The 16,535-nt window shown below is 72.8% G+C and carries 15 protein-coding genes and 1 tRNA gene; 8 read left to right on the forward strand and 8 right to left on the reverse strand.

Annotation, left to right across the window (positions count from 1 at the left end; all coding sequences use genetic code 11):
* Positions 1–19 precede the first annotated feature (19 nt).
* Entirely contained in the window at positions 20–352 is a 333-nt protein-coding gene (locus I847_RS0118240) for a helix-turn-helix transcriptional regulator (RefSeq protein WP_155856221.1), read from the forward strand.
* 52 nt (positions 353–404) lie between these two features.
* On the forward strand, positions 405–878 hold the full coding sequence (locus tag I847_RS0118245) for an SRPBCC domain-containing protein (protein ID WP_028050830.1): 474 nt from the start codon (positions 405–407) through the stop codon (positions 876–878).
* A 75-nt stretch (positions 879–953) separates the two neighbouring features.
* Here the strand turns inward: I847_RS0118245 and I847_RS24770 are convergent, their stop codons facing one another.
* Positions 954–2,183, reverse strand: a complete 1,230-nt coding sequence (locus tag I847_RS24770) for an LCP family protein (protein ID WP_081681117.1) — start codon at positions 2,181–2,183, stop codon at positions 954–956.
* A 96-nt stretch (positions 2,184–2,279) separates the two neighbouring features.
* Between I847_RS24770 and I847_RS0118255 the strand changes: the two genes are divergently transcribed.
* Entirely contained in the window at positions 2,280–4,088 is a 1,809-nt protein-coding gene (locus I847_RS0118255) for an ABC-F family ATP-binding cassette domain-containing protein (protein ID WP_028050831.1), read from the forward strand.
* 18 nt (positions 4,089–4,106) lie between these two features.
* Here I847_RS0118255 and I847_RS0118260 read toward each other — a convergent pair whose 3' ends face one another.
* From I847_RS0118260 to I847_RS0118270, 3 genes are all read right to left on the reverse strand, one after another.
* On the reverse strand, positions 4,107–4,514 hold the full coding sequence (locus I847_RS0118260) for a hypothetical protein (protein ID WP_028050832.1): 408 nt from the start codon (positions 4,512–4,514) through the stop codon (positions 4,107–4,109).
* A gap of 264 nt (positions 4,515–4,778) precedes the next feature.
* The gene (locus tag I847_RS0118265; RefSeq protein ID WP_028050833.1) at positions 4,779–5,294 is read right to left on the reverse strand and encodes a MarR family winged helix-turn-helix transcriptional regulator; all 516 of its coding nucleotides are present in this window, start codon (positions 5,292–5,294) and stop codon (positions 4,779–4,781) included.
* A gap of 10 nt (positions 5,295–5,304) precedes the next feature.
* Positions 5,305–5,910 (reverse strand): TetR/AcrR family transcriptional regulator, encoded by a 606-nt coding sequence (locus tag I847_RS0118270; RefSeq protein ID WP_034611169.1) that lies wholly within the window; start codon positions 5,908–5,910, stop codon positions 5,305–5,307.
* Between the two features lie 127 nt (positions 5,911–6,037).
* On the opposite strand from I847_RS0118270, the gene I847_RS0118275 reads away from it, so the two are divergent.
* Both I847_RS0118275 and I847_RS0118280 read left to right on the forward strand, forming a co-directional pair.
* Positions 6,038–6,109, forward strand: a tRNA-Gln gene (locus I847_RS0118275).
* Positions 6,110–6,214: 105 nt separating this feature from the next.
* A complete protein-coding gene (locus I847_RS0118280) occupies positions 6,215–8,575 on the forward strand; it encodes a hypothetical protein (protein WP_155856222.1) in 2,361 nt (786 codons plus the stop codon).
* A 38-nt stretch (positions 8,576–8,613) separates the two neighbouring features.
* Here I847_RS0118280 and I847_RS0118285 read toward each other — a convergent pair whose 3' ends face one another.
* The 4 genes from I847_RS0118285 to I847_RS0118300 are packed head-to-tail and all read right to left on the reverse strand — an operon-like array spanning position 8,614 to position 13,891.
* A complete protein-coding gene (locus I847_RS0118285; protein ID WP_028050836.1) occupies positions 8,614–9,444 on the reverse strand; it encodes an alpha/beta hydrolase in 831 nt (276 codons plus the stop codon).
* Positions 9,445–9,475: 31 nt separating this feature from the next.
* Positions 9,476–10,300 (reverse strand): alpha/beta fold hydrolase, encoded by an 825-nt coding sequence (locus I847_RS24775; RefSeq protein WP_034611171.1) that lies wholly within the window; start codon positions 10,298–10,300, stop codon positions 9,476–9,478.
* A 26-nt stretch (positions 10,301–10,326) separates the two neighbouring features.
* The gene (locus tag I847_RS0118295) at positions 10,327–11,103 is read right to left on the reverse strand and encodes an SDR family NAD(P)-dependent oxidoreductase (RefSeq protein ID WP_028050837.1); all 777 of its coding nucleotides are present in this window, start codon (positions 11,101–11,103) and stop codon (positions 10,327–10,329) included.
* A gap of 52 nt (positions 11,104–11,155) precedes the next feature.
* Positions 11,156–13,891 (reverse strand): AAA family ATPase, encoded by a 2,736-nt coding sequence (locus I847_RS0118300; RefSeq protein WP_028050838.1) that lies wholly within the window; start codon positions 13,889–13,891, stop codon positions 11,156–11,158.
* A 211-nt stretch (positions 13,892–14,102) separates the two neighbouring features.
* On the opposite strand from I847_RS0118300, the gene I847_RS0118305 reads away from it, so the two are divergent.
* From I847_RS0118305 to I847_RS0118315, 3 genes are read left to right on the forward strand one after another with little or no spacing between them, the layout of a single operon-like run.
* Positions 14,103–14,327, forward strand: coding sequence for a FeoA family protein (locus I847_RS0118305; protein WP_028050839.1), 225 nt, complete (start codon positions 14,103–14,105; stop codon positions 14,325–14,327).
* Complete coding sequence (locus I847_RS0118310; protein ID WP_028050840.1) at positions 14,324–16,216, forward strand: ferrous iron transporter B; 1,893 nt, start codon at positions 14,324–14,326, stop codon at positions 16,214–16,216. Before I847_RS0118305 ends, I847_RS0118310 begins: the two co-directional genes overlap by 4 nt.
* Positions 16,213–16,473, forward strand: coding sequence for a hypothetical protein (locus I847_RS0118315; protein ID WP_028050841.1), 261 nt, complete (start codon positions 16,213–16,215; stop codon positions 16,471–16,473). Before I847_RS0118310 ends, I847_RS0118315 begins: the two co-directional genes overlap by 4 nt.
* The last annotated feature ends 62 nt before the right edge of the window (positions 16,474–16,535 follow it).

Genomic DNA, 16,535 nt, shown 5'->3' on the forward strand with positions numbered 1-16,535 from the left:
CGCGCGGATACTTAAGTATGTGCTTAAGCATGGCGATCTGGACACGGTCTTCAAGGCCCTGTCCGACCCGACGCGACGGGCGATGGTCGAGCGCCTCGTCCGCGGGCCGGTGTCGGTCAGCCAGCTCGCCGAGCCGTTCGCGATGTCGCTGCCCGCCGTCCACCAGCACCTCGCTGTGCTGGAGGACGCGGGGATCGTGACCTCGCACAAGATCGGGCGCGTCCGCACGGTCCAGCTCGCCGCAGACGCACTCACGCCTGCCGGGGAGTGGATGGGTCGCCAGCGGCTCCCCGCCGAGCGCCGCCTCGACCGACTGGGCGCGTTCCTGGCGGTTCCTCCTCCCGTCCCCTGACGCGCCACGCCACCCACCCCGGCCGCCTGCCGGCCATCCGAGAGGAAGCACCATGTCCACGGACACCAGCACGGAGAGCACCGTCGCCCACGCGACCTTCGTCATCGACCGCACGTTCGACGCGCCGCTCGACCGCGTCTGGGACGCGTTCGCCATCCCGGAGCAGCACGCGCAGTGGTTCGGCGCCGACGAGAACTTCACGACGAGCGAGGCCGGAGAGGACTTCCGCGTCGGGGGAGGGGCCGTCCAGGACGGGCAGTGGCACGGCGGGCCGACCAGCCGGTACGTCGCGACCTACACCGACATCGTCGAGAAGCAGCGCATCGTGTCCACGTACGACATGTGGGTGGCCGGCGAGCACTTCTCGACGTCGGTGACGAGCACCGAGTTCACGGCCGTCGAGGGTGGCACCCGCGTCACGTACACCGAGCACGGGGTCTTCCTGGACGGCAAGGACGACGGGTCGCAGCGCGAAGCCGGCTCCCGCGGCATCTTCGACGCGCTCGGCGCCTACCTGGCCCGCTGACCGGCCGCCACCTCACGACCGCACCTCACGGCCACGGATCCCCCTGCGGTCCGCCGGCGTGAGGGTGCGGTCGTCTCAGGTGCACCGTGCGGTGGCCTCCGCCGTGGTGAGGGCTCCGCCGGACGGCGTCCACGGCGTGTCGACGTTGGCGTCGGGCTCCGAGCCATCGGATGTGGGGGGTGCGGCGCTCGTCGTCGGCCTCGGAGCGCCCTCCGCGTCCGGCGCCTCTCCCACAGGCCGGTCGGCGGCGATCCTGGCCCAGAGCGTGTCCGCCTCGGGGGCCCAGACGACCCGGTTCTTGTTCTTGGGCGAGACGGCCGTGGGCATGGACAGGAACACGATCCGGTCCGCGCCCACATGCCGCAGAGACAGCCCGAACCCGGTCAGGTCGGTGAGCGACGCGAACCCGTCGCTCGCGGTGAGGGAGCCGGTCACGGCACGGCCGAACGAGAACAGCGTGGCGGGACTCGTGAGCGTCTTCTCGCTCAGCACCTTCTCGGACATCGCGGCCATCAGGTCGTGCTGGCGGACGATGCGCTGCGTGTCGGAGCCGTCGCCGATGTCATGCCGTGCCCGGGCGAACTGCACGGCCGTCTTCCCGTCGAACACCTGCGGACCGGCGAGCACGTGCAGGCCGGTGTTCTCGTCGTCGTAGGCCTGGGGCAGGCAGATCGGCACCCCGTGGATGGCGTCGACCATCGCCGTCAGCCCGACGAAGTCGACGACGATGAACCCGTCGAGGCGCACGTGCGTGAGCGTCTCGACGGTCTTCCAGGTGCACGCCGCGGCGGTCCCCAGGTCCTTGCTGTGGTGCCAGCCGATCGCGAACGCCTCGTTGATCTGGTGCTGGGCCTTCGCCGGGGTCGACGACCCGTCCTTCGTCGTGCAGGAGGGGATGTCGATCACGAGGTCGCGGGGGATCGAGATCAGCTCGACGCGGGTCCGGTCGGCGGAGACGTGCGCGACGATCGCCGTATCGGAGTGCATCCCGTCCATCGAGCCGCCGATCACCCCGTTCTGACCGCTGCGGTCGTCCGAGCCGAGGATCAGGACGTTCACCGCCGTGCCGGCGTGCGCGTCGCCCGGCGCGGTCGTCGCCGGCGTGGGCATCGTGGGCCGGGCGCCGAGCAGGCCGGTCAGGTCGCCCGCGTCGTTGATGTTCGAGTCGAGCACCCGGTACGCCGCCGCAGCGGCTCCGGCGCCGACCGCGAGGGTCACGACGAGAGTCAGGGTGACCGCCCGCACGGCCCGCGCACCGGTCCGTCGACGATCACGAGCGTGCGACGGCGGACGCGTTGTCGGCATGCTCTGGACGCTAGGCCGCAGGTCAGGCGCGGTGTGCGTGCTTGCGTGGAGATCCGGTCGAGGACCTGTGCACGTGTGCGGGTAGCCTTCACGCCGATGGCACACCTACTCGGCGCGGACCGCGTCACGTTGACGCTGGGCACCCGGACGCTGCTGGACGAGGTCTCCCTCGGGCTGGACGACGGCGCCCGGATCGGCGTCGTTGGCCCGAACGGTGCCGGCAAGTCCACGCTGCTGCGCGTCCTGTCCGGCCAGCAGCCGGCCGACGCCGGCCGCGTCACCCGGGCGGGCGGCGTCCGCATCGCGGTGCTCGACCAGCGTGACCAGCTCGCACCGGGCCGCACCGTGCTGGACGTGGTGCACGGGTCTGCCGACGAGCACGAGTGGGCGGCCGACTCCCGCATCCGCTCGGTGCACGCGGGCCTGCTCGCCGACGTCTCGCTCGACACCGAGGTCGACACGCTCTCCGGTGGCCAGCGTCGCCGGGTCGCCCTGGCTGCCTTGCTCGTGCGGGACGAGGAGGTCCTCGTCCTCGACGAGCCCACCAACCACCTCGACGTCGAAGGCGTGGCGTGGCTGGCCGAGCACCTGGTCGAGCGGTTCGGCCGCGGGCAGGGCGCGCTCGTCGTCGTCACGCACGACCGCTGGTTCCTCGACGCGGTCTGCACGCGGACGTGGGAGGTGCACGACGGCGGCGTCGACCAGTACGAGGGCGGCTACGCGGCGTACGTGCTCGCGCGGGCCGAGCGCGCGCGCAACGCGTCCACGGCGGAGGAGAAGCGGCAGAACCTCCTGCGCAAGGAGCTCGCCTGGTTGCGCCGTGGCGCGCCGGCGCGGACGTCGAAGCCCAAGTTCCGCATCGATGCGGCGAACGAGCTGATCGCCGACGAGCCGCCGCCCCGCGACCAGCTGTCGCTCACCAGGATGGCGACGGCGCGGCTCGGCAAGGACGTGCTCGACATCGAGGACGCGTCGGTCGTCTACGGCGAGCGGGTCCTGCTGCACGACGTCACCTGGCGGCTCGGTCCCGGCGACCGGGTCGGCCTCGTCGGGGTCAACGGCGCGGGCAAGACCTCGCTGCTGAGGCTGCTGTCCGGTCGGCTGGAGCCGACGACCGGCCGGGTCAAGCGCGGCAAGACGGTGCAGGTCGCCGAGCTGCGCCAGGACGTCGAGGACCTGGACGAGCTCGCGAGCCTGCGCGTCATCGAGGTCATCGAACGCGAGAAGCGTTCCGTCGTCGTCGGCGGCAAGGAGCTGACCGCCGCGCAGCTGGTCGAGCGTCTCGGGTTCACCCGCGAGCGGTCCAGCACGCCGGTGCGTGACCTGTCGGGCGGCGAGCGCCGACGGCTGCAGCTGTTGCGGCTCCTCGTCGGCGAGCCCAACGTCCTGCTTCTCGACGAGCCCACCAACGACCTCGACACCGACACGCTCGCCGCGCTGGAGGACCTGCTCGACGGCTGGCCTGGGACCCTGATCGTCGTCTCGCACGACCGGTACCTGCTCGAACGCGTCTGCGACACGCAGATGGCCCTGCTCGGCGACGGCCTGCTCCGCCAGCTGCCCGGCGGCGTCGAGCAGTACCTGACCCTGCGCCGCACCGCGATCGCGGCCGGCGGGTCGGTGACCTCGGTGCTCGACGCCCGCCCGGCAGGGGAACCGGCCGCCGAAGTCTCCGTCGCGGCGCCCTCGGAGGCCGAGCTGCGCACGGCTCGCAAGGAGATCGCCCGCATCGAGCGCCGACTCTCCCGGATCGCGGACCAGGAGTCGGTGCTGCACCAGAAGATGTCCGAGCAGGCGACCGACCACCAGGCCGTCCTCGCCCTCGACGCCGAGCTGCGGGCGCTCGCCGCCGAGAAGGACGAGCTCGAGCTGGCCTGGCTGGAAGCCGCCGAGATCGTCGGCTGACGTCGTCGGCCCCTGCGGTCAACCCTGCGGGCCGTACCAGGACGGAGGGGTGCCGTCCGGTGCCTCTGGGTACCCGCCGGCGGGCGGGTAGCCCGGGTGCTGCTGCTGAGGGGGCTGGTCCCAGGGCGCCGGCTGCGCGTACGGGGCGCGTCCGGACGGTGGCGGTGAGCCGTACCCGTCGAACGACGGGTACCCATTGATGTAGCCGCCGCCCCCGGCCGCCTGCAGCCTGCGTACCTCGGCCTGGATGGGCCACTCCTTGAACACGAATATGAGCATGACGACGAAGCCGAGCAGCGGCACCACGCACAGGGCCGCGTACCAACCCGAGTACCCAGCCTTGCGGGCCAGAACGACGTAGCAGAGGAGGCTGAACGCGATGACGACCGCCTCCAGGAGCAGCACGCCGACGCGAAAGCCGGCCATATCGGCCGCGGACGAAACTGACGGGTCGTACACAGCAGCCCCCTGGTGAAATGTCGATCGCCCGTCGAGCCCGCAGCGAAGTGGTCCCACGCAGGGCGGGCTCCCCGGACAATGAACCCGGCGGGCACACTACTGAGGGACGGAGCCGGGCGCGGCGCGTTTCCCGGCGAGCCACCCGAACGGCTCAGCGCCGGACCGACGGCTCAGCGCCGCACCAACGGCAATGCCCGACATGCATGCCGCACTACCGCCAACGGGCGGACGTCAGGACGCGTCGAACGGGGCGACGACCTCGCGCAGCAGAGCCGCGAGCTGTTCGCGGCTGCCCTCGTCGAGGTCGCCGAGCAGCCCGCGCTCGACGTCGAGCAGGTCGGCGAAGGCGGCGTCGACCCGTGCACGACCAGCCGAGGTGAGCTGCACGAGCACTCCGCGGCGATCGTCGGGAGCGGGCAGTCGTTCCACGAGCCCGTGCTCGACCAGCCGGTCGATGCGGTTGGTCATGGTCCCGCTGGTGACGAGCGTCTGGGTGAGCAGGGCGCCGGGCGAGAGCCGGTACGGGGATCCCGCGCGCCGCAGGGCCGACAGGACGTCGAACTCCCACGTCTCGAGGTCGTGGCGGGCGAAGGCGCTGCGCCGTGCGAGGTCGAGGTGCCGGGCGAGGCGGCTCACGCGCGAGAGGACGGTGAGGGGGCGGACGTCGAGGTCGGGCCGCTCGCGCTGCCAGGCGAGGACGATCCGGTCGACCTCGTCCCGCGCGTCGTCGCGATCCGGGGTGGCCATAGGGCCGAGATTACTCGACGTCGAGAGAAGTCAGCATCGGTCGACGCTCGAGTCCGGACAGCCCGTTCCACGCGAGATTCACGATGTGCGCGGCGACCTGGTCCTTGCTGGGCCGACGGGCGTCGAGCCACCACTGCCCGGTCAGAGCCACCATGCCGACGAGCATCTGCGCGTACATCGGGGCCGTCTTCGGATCCTGGCCCTGGCTCCTGAACTGGTCGGCCAGCAGGTGCTCGACCTGCGTGGCGACGTCACCGATCAGGCTGGAGAAGGTGCCGGTCGCCTGGGCGACGGGGGAGTCGCGCACGAGGATCCGGAAGCCGTCCTCGGACGTCTCGATGTACCCGAGGAGCGCCAGCGTGGTCCGCTCGACGAGCGCCTTGGGGTGGCCGCCCTCCTCGAGCGGCGCGCTGAGCGCCCGGGTCAGCGCCTGGATCTCCCGGTCCACGACGACCGCGTAGACGCCTTCCTTGCCGCCGAAGTGCTCGTAGACGACGGGCTTGGAGACCTCGGCGCGGGCGGCGATCTCCTCGACGCTCGTGCCGTCGAAGCCCTTCTCGGCGAACAGCCGTCGCGAGACGTCGAGCAGCTGTGCTCGGCGCTGCGTCCCCGTCATCCGGGTCCGGGCTGCGCGCTTGGGGTCGGTGGCCACGCGCCCATCATGCCGGTTGCCCACAGACGGCCGTGCAAAACCAGGGCGTCGGCACTGGCAGACTTGGCGACGAGGCGGCACGGACCGCCGGTCCGCCCTGGTGTAACGGCAGCACGCCGGCCTTTGGAGCCGTGCAGTCCAGGTTCGAATCCTGGGGGCGGAGCACGCGGACGCACGGGCGAGCGCCCCGCGAGCGCAATGGGGCATTGCGCGCAAATGGGGCATGGACGACGATGGCAACCTGGGTTTCGACCGCAGGGGGCACTCCGTGAGAATCGGCACCGTCGCCGCGCCACGACTCGCGGTCGCGCTCGCCCTGATGTTGGCGGCCTTGGTGATGGGTGCGGCCGCGCCCGCCGAAGGTGCCTCCGACGCACTCTGCGGGCAGGCCTCCGACCTGGTACGCGATGCCGACCCCGGGGCGGCGCTGACGTTGATCGACAAGCGCGAGCAGGCGCTCGACGAGGCCACCGGCACGGATGCTCCGGCGGTCTGTCCCGGCATCGCGAGGCAGGCGCGCTACCAGCAGGTCAAGGCCGACGCCGCCGTGAAAGCCGCCAAGGGCCACCTGAAGGACGCCAAGGAGGCGGGCGAGAAAGCCGCCAACACGGACGACCCGACGAAGAAGAGGGCCGCCGAGTCGGAGCAGAAGGTGGCCCTCGCCGCAGCGCAGGCGTCGCTCGACGAGGCGAAGGGTCTCGACGCCAAGGACGCCGAGTACGTCCGGCTCAGCACCGAGACGACCAAGGCCGAGGACTTCCAGGAGAGCTGGGACTCGTTCGTCTCGGACTGGCTCGAGCCCCTGGGTGTGCCGCTCGGCGTGGCGCTGGCCATCGCGCTCGGATGGCTGGTCCTCGGTCGGATCCTGGTCCAGGCCTACGCCACGCGCGTGCCGCTGCTGAACGGTCGGCTCTCACCGGGACTGCTCATCGCGGGCGCCCTGTGTGCCCTGGCGTCCGGTCTGCTCTTCACGCTCCTCGTGCCGTCATCCGACGCCGGTCCAGATCGGTGGTGGTCGTACATCGCCGTGGCCGTCCTCGGCGCCGTCGCGGCCGTCGCGCTGGCGATCGGCTTGGCCATCCGGCTCCGGGTCACCATCGAGGCGATGTCCACGTCCGAGACGAAGGACATGCCGTCGGCCGCCCGCATCGTCGCGATCCTCCGCAAGCTCGGCGCAGACGCCCCGCGAGGCGTGGAGGTGCCCGTCGGCACCGACGTCAACGTGCTGGCCGATGCCGTGACCAAGGTGGCGCCCAAGGGATGGGTGTCGAGCGTCGTCGACGCCTTGTCGGCCGTGCTCGGTTTCACGCCCTGGAAGGTCGTCATCGACCGGACCGCCGGCGGTACCGCCGTGCTGATCACCCGCAACGGGCGCACGGTCGACTCGGCCATCGTCCGTGCCGACATCCTGGGTCCGGACTCGCCGTCGGCGTCGCCCGACGTGCTCGTCGCGTCGTTCATCCTGATGACCCTCGCCGACAACTACCGCAACCGCGCGGGGTTCGAGGGTCTGCTCGGCAGCACGAGCTGGAAGAGCATCGCGTACGTCGCCTCGACCCAGGGGGCGATCGCCCCGCCCGCGGCGACGGCCCCGTCCGAGGTGCGTCGCATGCTTGCCGCGGCAGCCTTGCTCGAGGACAACCCGTTCGCCCGGATCGCTCTCTACGAGGACCTGTACCGGAACCGCGACGAGCCGGAGATCGCCGAGGGCTATGCCCGGTGGCTGCACAAGGAGGCGATGAACGACCTCTACGACTCCGGAGCAGGGCTCGCCACCAGGGCGCGGTTGCTGTGCGCGTGCATCTCCGTGACGTTGAACGTCCTCGGCACCAGACCTGCCGACGGGGTCGCCAGGAAGCGGCTCAAGGAAGCCTTCGTCCAGATCGACGAGGTGCTCCTCAAGGTCGGCAGGCAGCCCGGAACGTTCGACCAGATCTACGGCAGGATGACGGTGCTCAAGATGGCGAAGGACGCGGCGCTCGCGCGCGCGAGTGCGCTGCAGCAGGGCGAGCCGACGATCTGGGACGGGGACCAGGAGGAGAAGATCGGTGGTGTCGCTCTGACGGCACTCGGACAGCGCGCCTACAACACGATGTGCGACCTTGCCTCGCGCGACGCGGGGCTCACCCGGGCGGTGACGTTGTACGAAGTCGTCTGCGCCGACCCGCAGAACCGGGCGTGGAGCCTCGTCGACCCGAGCCTGGAGAAGCTTCGGCACGACGGTCGCATGTGGACGTTCGTGGCGAAGGGCAACGACCTCCTCGGGGCGGCTCCGTTCGCGGTCCACGCGCCCGCCTTGCGCGAGGTCGGCCTGACGTCCGTCGCGGCTATCGCCCGGACGTCGGCGGAGGGGCTCGCGGGGCTGATCGCCACCACGCAGGAGCGGGCCGACCGGCTCGTCGACCTCGCGATCCTGCTCGACACCCTGCCCCCGGAGCTCGCAGGCCGGTCGGTCGACGTGCTGGCGGTCCTCGTGGAGTGGGGAGCGACGACCCTGGCCCTGCTGAGCGCGAACGGCGACAAGGTCGGACCCGCGCTCCGTGAGATCCCCGGGTTCCGGCGGGCCGACGCTCACCACGCAGCTGCGGAGGCCTGGATGACGACGAACGGCGTTCCGGCACTCGTCTGACGCTGCGACGGGTCGGGCTGGAGGTCGGCCCCGCGACGTCAGCCGATCGACTCGGTCGCGGCCGGCGCCGAGGCCCCGAAGCCCTTGGCGGCGAGCCAGTCGAGCACGAACTCGGCGACGTCGTGCCAGCCGTCGTCGATCGTCAGCGAGTGACCCTTCGCCTCGAACTCGTGGTACTCCGTCGTCGAGGCGGTGTTGTCCGCGTAGAGGGCGAACACCTCGCGCGTGACCTTGGCCGGGACGGTGTGGTCGTCGGTGCCGGAGGTCAGCAGGAGGGGACCGCGGACGGCCGTGTGGGTGTCCACCTGGGCGGGGGAGTGCCGGGAGAAGTTCGCGGCGGCGTCCTCGAAGAGCGGACGCCCGGGCCCGGGGATGGTGACGGCCGACCAGAGAGCGTCCGACTCCTCCTGGCTGAGCAGGTTGCCGAAGCTGTAGCGGAACTCCTTGGCCGTCAGGGACACCGTGCGCTTCTTGTTGGCGGGGTTGCCGAGCACCGGCAGGCCGGACTTCAGCTGCGAGAACGGCAGCGACTTGGCGCCCTTGATCGGGGCCGGGTCGATCGCGACGGCGGCAACGGCGAGGTCGTGGGCGAGCAGCTCCTGGGCGATCAGGCCGCCGAAGGAGTGGCCGACGACGATCGGTTTGATCCCCTGCGCCTCGAACAGGCCGGCGTAGTGCTCGCAGATCGCCTGGATGCCGACGTCGTTCTGGGCGTCGGGGTCGGCGCGGGTGGCCTCGACGGTGTCGGCCTCGCCGGGCCAGCCGGGTGCGGTCGCGGTCAGGCCGCGGGTGGCGAAGAGGTCGATCCAGGGCGCCCAGGCGGACGCGTGGATCCACAGGCCATGGATGAGGACGACGGGTGCGGTCACGGGGGTGCTCCTTGGGTTGGGGTGGACGGGACTAGCGGCCGGCTGCGTCGAGGATCACCTTCACGACGGCGTCCGGGTGGCTGAGCATCGCGACGTGCGAGGACGTCGACAGCTCGGAGGTGACCGAACCGGCGCGCAGAGCCATCGCACGCTCCGCCTCGGGTGGGATCGCGCGGTCGCGTCCGGCGACGACGTACCAGGACGGGATCGTGCGCCACGCGGGAACCCCCGACGGCGTCCCGAGGGCGGAGGCGAGCAGCGGGCGCTGCCCGGCGGCTATCACGGCGGCCTGCGACGCCGGCAGGTCCGCGGCGAAGACGGCCCGGAAGAAGGCGGTGTCGATGTAGGCGTCCACGTCGGGGCCCGCACCCGCGGTCGGACGGACGACGATGTGCTGGCCGAGCAAGGCGGTGCCGCCGCCCAGGGCGTTGGCTGCGCCGATGCTCTCGTCCTCGTCGAGCGCGTAGGCCGCGACGTAGACGAGGGCCGTGACTGCACCGTTCCCCGTCGCCGCGTTCGTGACGACCGCGCCGCCGTAGGAGTGGCCGACGAGGACGATCGGTCCGGGGATCGTCGCCAGGAACGCTCGCAGGTAGTCGGAGTCGGGGGCGATGCCGCGCAGGGGGTTGGCCGGGGCGTAGACGGTGTAGCCCTTGCGCTGGAGCCGCTGCGTGACCTGCGACCAGCTCGACGCGTCGGCGAACGCTCCGTGCACCAGGACGATCGTCGGCTTCGGGGTCTCGGGCCGGTGCGCGCTGGCGCTGCCCATCGTGAAGGCCGCGGCGAGGCAGAGCAGGACGGCGGTCGCGAGCGAGCGCGCGACGACGCGTGTGCTCCGGGCGGTCGGTGCAGGCATGGTGGGCTCCTCGGTGGGTGGCGCGGTCACAGGGTCGTGACGAGCCCGCCGTCGATGCGGATGTCGATGCCGGTCGCGTTGCCGGCGCGGCCACCGGCGAGCAGGACGACGAGGTCGGCGACCTCGTCGGGCCGGGTGAACCGACCGGTCGCGGAGTCGGCGGCCGCTCCGGCGGCGATCTCCTGCGGGGTGCGGCCGGCGTGCGCTGCGATCGTCTCGGCGACACCGCCCCCGCCGAGCCACAGGTCGGTGGCGACCGGACCGGGGCTGATGGTGTTGACCCGCACTCCGAGGGGCGCCACCTCGCGGGAGAGCGACTTGCTGAAGTTCGTCAGCGCCGCCTTGGCCGCGCTGTAGTCGATGACGGCCGGGTCGGGCAGCGCGGCGTTGACCGAGCTGATCGTCACGATGCTCGACGGTGCGCTCGCGACCAGGTGCGGCAGGGCGGCTCGCGTCGCTCGGACGGCCGGCATCAGGTTCGTCGCCAAGGCCCAGAGCCAGTCCTCGTCGGTCACGGCGGCGAAGCCGTCCAGCCGCGGCCGGACCCCGCCGATGTTGTTGACCAGGACGTCGAGCCGGCCGTGCGCGGCGACTGCGGCCTCGACCAGGAGGCGGGGTCCGTCGGCGGTCGAGAGGTCGCCGGTGACGACCTGCACGGGCAGCGCCTCGAGCGCCTCGTTCGACGAGCGCACGCCCGCGACGACGATCGCGCCCTCCGCGACGAGTGCCTCGGTGATCGCGAGACCGATCCCGCGGCTCGCACCGGTGACGACGACGACCTTGCCGGTCAGCTCCTGGTCCATGCGTCCACCGGACCACGGCGCCCGATTCGTCCGCACCCGGGAAAGACCCCAGTCAGCGCCCGAGCAGCCCCCGTAGCTCGCGGCGTGAGGTCGTTCCGGTCTTGCGCAGGATCTTCGTCATGTGGAACTCGACGGTCGACGCGGTGACGAACAGGCTGGAGGCGATCTCGGAGTTGGTCAGTCCTCGCGCAGCGAGGGTCGCGATCCGCGACTCCTGGGGGGTCAGGGTCGCGTCGCCCGGCTCGTGGACGGTCACTCTGGCGCGCACGCCGGTGGCCAGGAGCGCGGAACGGGCTCGCTCGGCGAACGCGCCCGCGCCCATCTGCGTGAACAGCGTGTGGGCCTTGCGGAGCTGCACGCGTGCGTCGACCCGCCGACCGGACCGCCGGAGCCACTCGCCGTAGAGGAGGTGCGTGCGGGCGAGATCGGTCGCGATCGGTGTGGTGCCGACGAGCTCCAGGGCGGTGACGAACAGCTTCTCGGCGTCGTCGTCCGTGGCGAGCAGGGCCTGCGACCGGGCGAGGAGGGAGGCCGCCCAGGGAGTACCCGTCGCGCTCGCGCGACGGGTCAGGCGGTCCAGCGCGCGTCGGGCCCAGGCGTCGTCCCCTGCGCGCGCGGCAGCCTCCACCAGGTCGGGCAGCGCGATGCCGCTGAGACCCGGGGCGTCGTCGTCGAAGGTCTCCACGAGCGCGTCCCGGGCGGCTGCGTACTCCTGGACCCCCAACCCCAGGATGCCGAGACAGTGGGCTGCGGACGTCGCCCACAGGCCGACCTGGTGCTGGCTCCGCATGAGGTCGGCCAGCGCACGCGTCTCGTCGACCCGGCCCTGCCACGCGTAGAGCACGATGAGCGGGGCGTCGTTGCGCACGCCGTACGCCGCGGCGACGTCCATGCTCTCCGCGTACCGGTCGCCTGCCTCGGCGAGCCGGCCCTCGCGGACGAGGCCGGCCCCGCGCCCAGCGAGCGCGACGGCGAGGGCGATGAGCGAGCCCTCCTGGCGCAGCGCAGGCTCGAGCCGGTCCAGCAGGTCGTTGCGCGCTCTCACGTCCCACAGCTCGTCGCAGGCCATCATCCCGAGCAGGACGGCGCCGACCGCGTTGCGGCCGAGATGGCCCGGACGGATGGTCAGGGCGTCGACCGCCGTGCGGAGCTGGCCGGCCGCGGCCTCGAACCCGGACCCGACCCGCGTGGCCAGCGCGTCGTGCAGCCGGTCGAGAGCCTCGTGCTCGGGGCGGTGGCCCGCGGTGGCCAGGGTCGCCGCGGCGACGGCCCGCAGCGTCGTACCGGTGAGGTAGCGGCCGGCCATGACCGAGGAGAGCAGGGCGTCGAACAGGCATCCGCGGACGAAGTCCCGGTCGCCGGGTGTCGCCTCGGCCACGGCGTGCATGAGGGTCGCGGCGGCGGACGCAGGACGTGTCCGAGCGATGGCGATCTCGGCCTCGATCTGCAGACCTCGGGCGCGCTGCAGGCCGGTCGACGACGGACCGGTCCGCTCGACGAGGGCGGCCGCGGTCTCCAGCTCTCCGGACAGCACGTAGGCGTCGGCAGCATCCAGCGCGCGGGTCAGCGCGAGTGCCGGGTCCGTCGTCAGCTCGGCCGCCCGCCGCAGGAACGTCGCCTGCGCGGCATGCCCCCCGCGGGCGTGTGCACGCTGTGCGGACAGCTCCAGCTCGGCTGCCACCGCGTCGTCCGGCGCGCCCGCGGCCTCCGCCAGGTGCCAGGCACGCCGGTCGGGATCGGCGGTCGCGGTGGCGTCCGCCAGTGCCGCGTGCGCCGCTCGCACGGCCTGCGGCTGGGCGGCCCCGTAGACCGCCGAGCGCACGAGCGGATGGCTGAACCGCACCTCGCCCTGCACGGAGCAGATGTCGGCCGCGGCGGCGGGGTCGGCGTCGAGCGTCGTCAGGCCGAGCTGGTGCGCCGCCCGCCAGACGGTCTGGGGGTCGTCCGCGGAACCGCACGCCGCGAGCAGCACGAACTCCTGCGTCGCAGCAGGCAGGGCGGCGACGGCCCGCAGGAAGTAGTCCTGGACGCCGTCGGCCAGCGGCAAGGGGTCCGGCAGCGCCGCGACGCCCGCCCGCTGCTGGGCGCTGAGCGACCGGGCCATCGCCAGCACCGCCAGCGGGTTGCCGTTGCTGTGCGCGACGAGGCTCTCGACGACGGACGGATGCATCCGACCCGGCACGCGCGCGGCGAGCATCGCGGCTGCGGCTGCGCTCGTCAGTCCGGTGAGGACGGTCCGGTCCACGCCGTCGACCGTCGCCAGGACGGCCGGCTCGTCGCGTGTCGCGAGCACCAGGGCGACTCGTTCCCGCTCCAGTCGTCTGGCGACGAACGACAGGACGCCGACAGACTCGCGGTCCATCCAGTGCAGGTCGTCGACGACGCACAGGACGGGCCTCGTCCGCGCCGCCACGCCCAGAGCGGTCAGCGACGCCAGGCCGACGAGGAACCTGCTCGGCGCAGGCCCGGCGAGCTCGCCGAACGTGACCTGCAGAGCGGCGCGCTGCGGCTCCGGGAGCCGGCCGACCTCGTCGGCGAGCGGGCGCAGGATCCGGTGCAGCCCGGCGTAGCTCATCTGCTTCTCGGGCTCGGAGCCGGAGACCCGGAGCGCGCGCGCCTCGGGTGCCGAGTCGACCGCGGCCTGCAGCAGGGCGCTCTTGCCGATGCCGGGCTCGCCGACGACGACGACCGAGCGCCCCAGTCCCCCCGCAGCGTCGGCGATCAGCGACCGCAGCGCGACGGACTCGGCGTCGCGACCGACCAGCGTCGGTATCGGTCCCTGCGGCATCCGGCCCCGCCCGCCCGTGCTCTGTGGCCCGTGACCACGGCAATCGAGCCGGACGGGTGTCCGACACAGTCGCGAACGTACCGTGCTGCGGTTCGCCGGGGAACCGCTGCGGAGGTCGGCCGGCCAGGCGTTCTCCGGGCGCGCGGCCGGCGCTGACAGCCGGGACCTTCGGCCCTGAAGGTAGGCAACCCTCACTTCCTAGAGTGCGAGCGTGAACCTCGCCACCTGCACCCAGCGGGCCCTGGTCCGCATCCTCGACGTCGGCCTCGACGGTCACGTCCGGCTGCGGCTCAGCGAGCTGGGGTTGCGGCCGGGCGCGCTGGTCGAGGTGACGCACGACGTCCGGTCGCAAGGTCGGGTCGTCGCGGTCGGTGCCGAACGGTTCGCGCTCGACCACCGGACCTGCTCGGGCATCCAGGTCGAGGTCGCCGGATGAGCTGTCACGACACGGACGGCCTGCCGGTTCAGACGCGGGGGGCGACCGTTGCCCTGGTCGGGAGCCCGAACGTCGGCAAGTCGACGCTGTTCAACCTGGTGACCGGCGCCCGGCAGCGCGTGGTGAACGCACCGGGCACGACCGTCGAGCTGGCCTCCGGCGACTGGCGGGAGGCCGGGGTCGCGGTGCTCGACCTGCCGGGCGCGTACTCGTTGCTGGCGCGCACACCGGACGAGCAGGTCACCGCCGACGCCCTCGCCTCCGCGGAGGACGGCGACGTCGCCCTCGTGGTGGTGCTCGTCGACTCCACAGCAGTCGCCCGCTCGCTGTACCTCGTGGGTCAGGTCGCGCGCGCTGGTCTACCGACCGTCGTCGCGCTGACCATGCGGGACGTCGCGCGGGCGCGCGGCATCGAGGTCGACGCCGCCCGGCTGGCGTCCGCGCTCGGGGTTCCCGTCGTCGACGTCGACCCGCGGACCGGAGCGGGGTCGACCGCCCTCGCCGACGCCGTCGGCACCGCGCTGATCACGCGCCCGACGCTGTCCGTGCCCGACCCCGGCGACGACCCCATGGACGACGCCGAGGCGCTCTTCGGCTGGGTCCTGGACGTCTCCCGGGACGCCGGGCTCGACCGTCCGGCTGCACCCGCCGCTCGTACGTGGTCGGACCGGGTCGACGAGCTGCTGCTGCGCCCGTGGGTGGGGCTGCCGGTGCTGCTGGCCGTGATGTGGGCCCTGTTCGAGCTCGTCACGGTGGCGGCCGCACCGCTGATGGGCGCCGTGAGCCACGCGATCAACGACTGGATCGGGCCCTGGCTGTCGGACCTGCTCGGTTTCGCCCCCGCCTGGGTGAGCGCGTTCGTCGTCGACGGGCTCCTGGCCGGGGTCGCCACGGTCGCGTCGTTCGTCCCGCTGATGGCGCTGATGTTCGTCGCCGTCGCGCTGCTCGAGGACTCGGGCTACCTCGCGCGGGCGGCGTTCGCCGCGGACAAGGCGATGCGCGCGCTCGGCCTGGAGGGTCGGGCGGTGCTCCCGCTCGTCGTCGGCTTCGGGTGCAACGTCCCCGCGCTCTCCGCGGCCCGGGTGCTGCCGCACGCGCGACAGCGGCTGCTGACGGGCCTCCTCGTGCCGCTGACCTCGTGCACCGCCCGCCTGACCGTCTACCTGCTGCTCGCGTCGGTGTTCTTCCCGCACGACGCCGGACTCGCGGTCCTGGCCATGTACGTCGGCTCGGCGCTGCTCGTGGTCGGGGTCGGTGCCGCGCTCCGGCTCACCGCGTTCCGCGACCTCGTCCGGGAGCCGTTCGTCCTGGCGCTCCCCGCGTACCAGCGACCCCGGCTGCGGGGGATCGTCGCCTCCACCTGGGTGCGGGTGCGCTCCTTCGCGACGAAGGCGGGCACGATCATCGTCGCGACCCTGTCGGTCGTGTGGGTCCTCATGGCGGTCCCGGCCGTCTCGGGCCACGCCCTGGCCTACGTCCCCGTCGAGGACAGCGTCTACGGGCGGGTGGCCGCGGGCATCGCGCCCGTCTTCGCACCGGCGGGCTTCGCCGACTGGCACGCCTCCGCAGCGCTGATGACGGGATTCGTCGCCAAGGAGGTCGTCGTCGGGTCGATGGCGCAGACGTACGCCGTCGCAGAGCCCGTCGACCACCCGGACGACCTCGGCGCCCAGCTGCGGGCCACGTTCGACCGGACCTCCGACGGTGCGCCCGGGGCGGCGGCGTTCGCGTTCATGGTGTTCGTGCTGGCGTACACGCCGTGCTTGGCGACCCTGGCGGAGCAGGCGCGCCTGTTCGGCTGGCGCTGGACGGGTGCGGCCGTCACGGCCCAGCTCGCGCTGGCGTGGCTGCTCGCCGTGGCCGTGTTCCAGCTCGGGCGGCTGCTGTGAGCGCGCTCGCGGCGATCCTGCGGGAGACCGACCGGGGGCTGCGGCCGCAGCGTGTCGCCGAACGCCTGCGCCTCCCGGTCGACGTCGTCTCCGCGGCACTCGAGCACGCGGAGGCGGTGGGCCTGCTCGTGCGGTTCTCCGCGGCCTGCTCGGGGTGCCCCACAGACACCGTGATCGAAGGGTGCGCGGGGTGTCCGCTGGCGGCCGCAGGTCCCGCCGGTCGTCCGGCGGGCGGGAGCGCCCCCGCGCGACGGTAGAGTTGCCGTGCGCACGAGATCCGCCGCCCGACCTCTCGGGCAGATCCGCGAGGAGCCCTCCC

It is taken from the genome of Cellulomonas sp. URHD0024, from assembly GCF_000426185.1.
GTDB lineage: Bacteria > Actinomycetota > Actinomycetes > Actinomycetales > Cellulomonadaceae > Cellulomonas.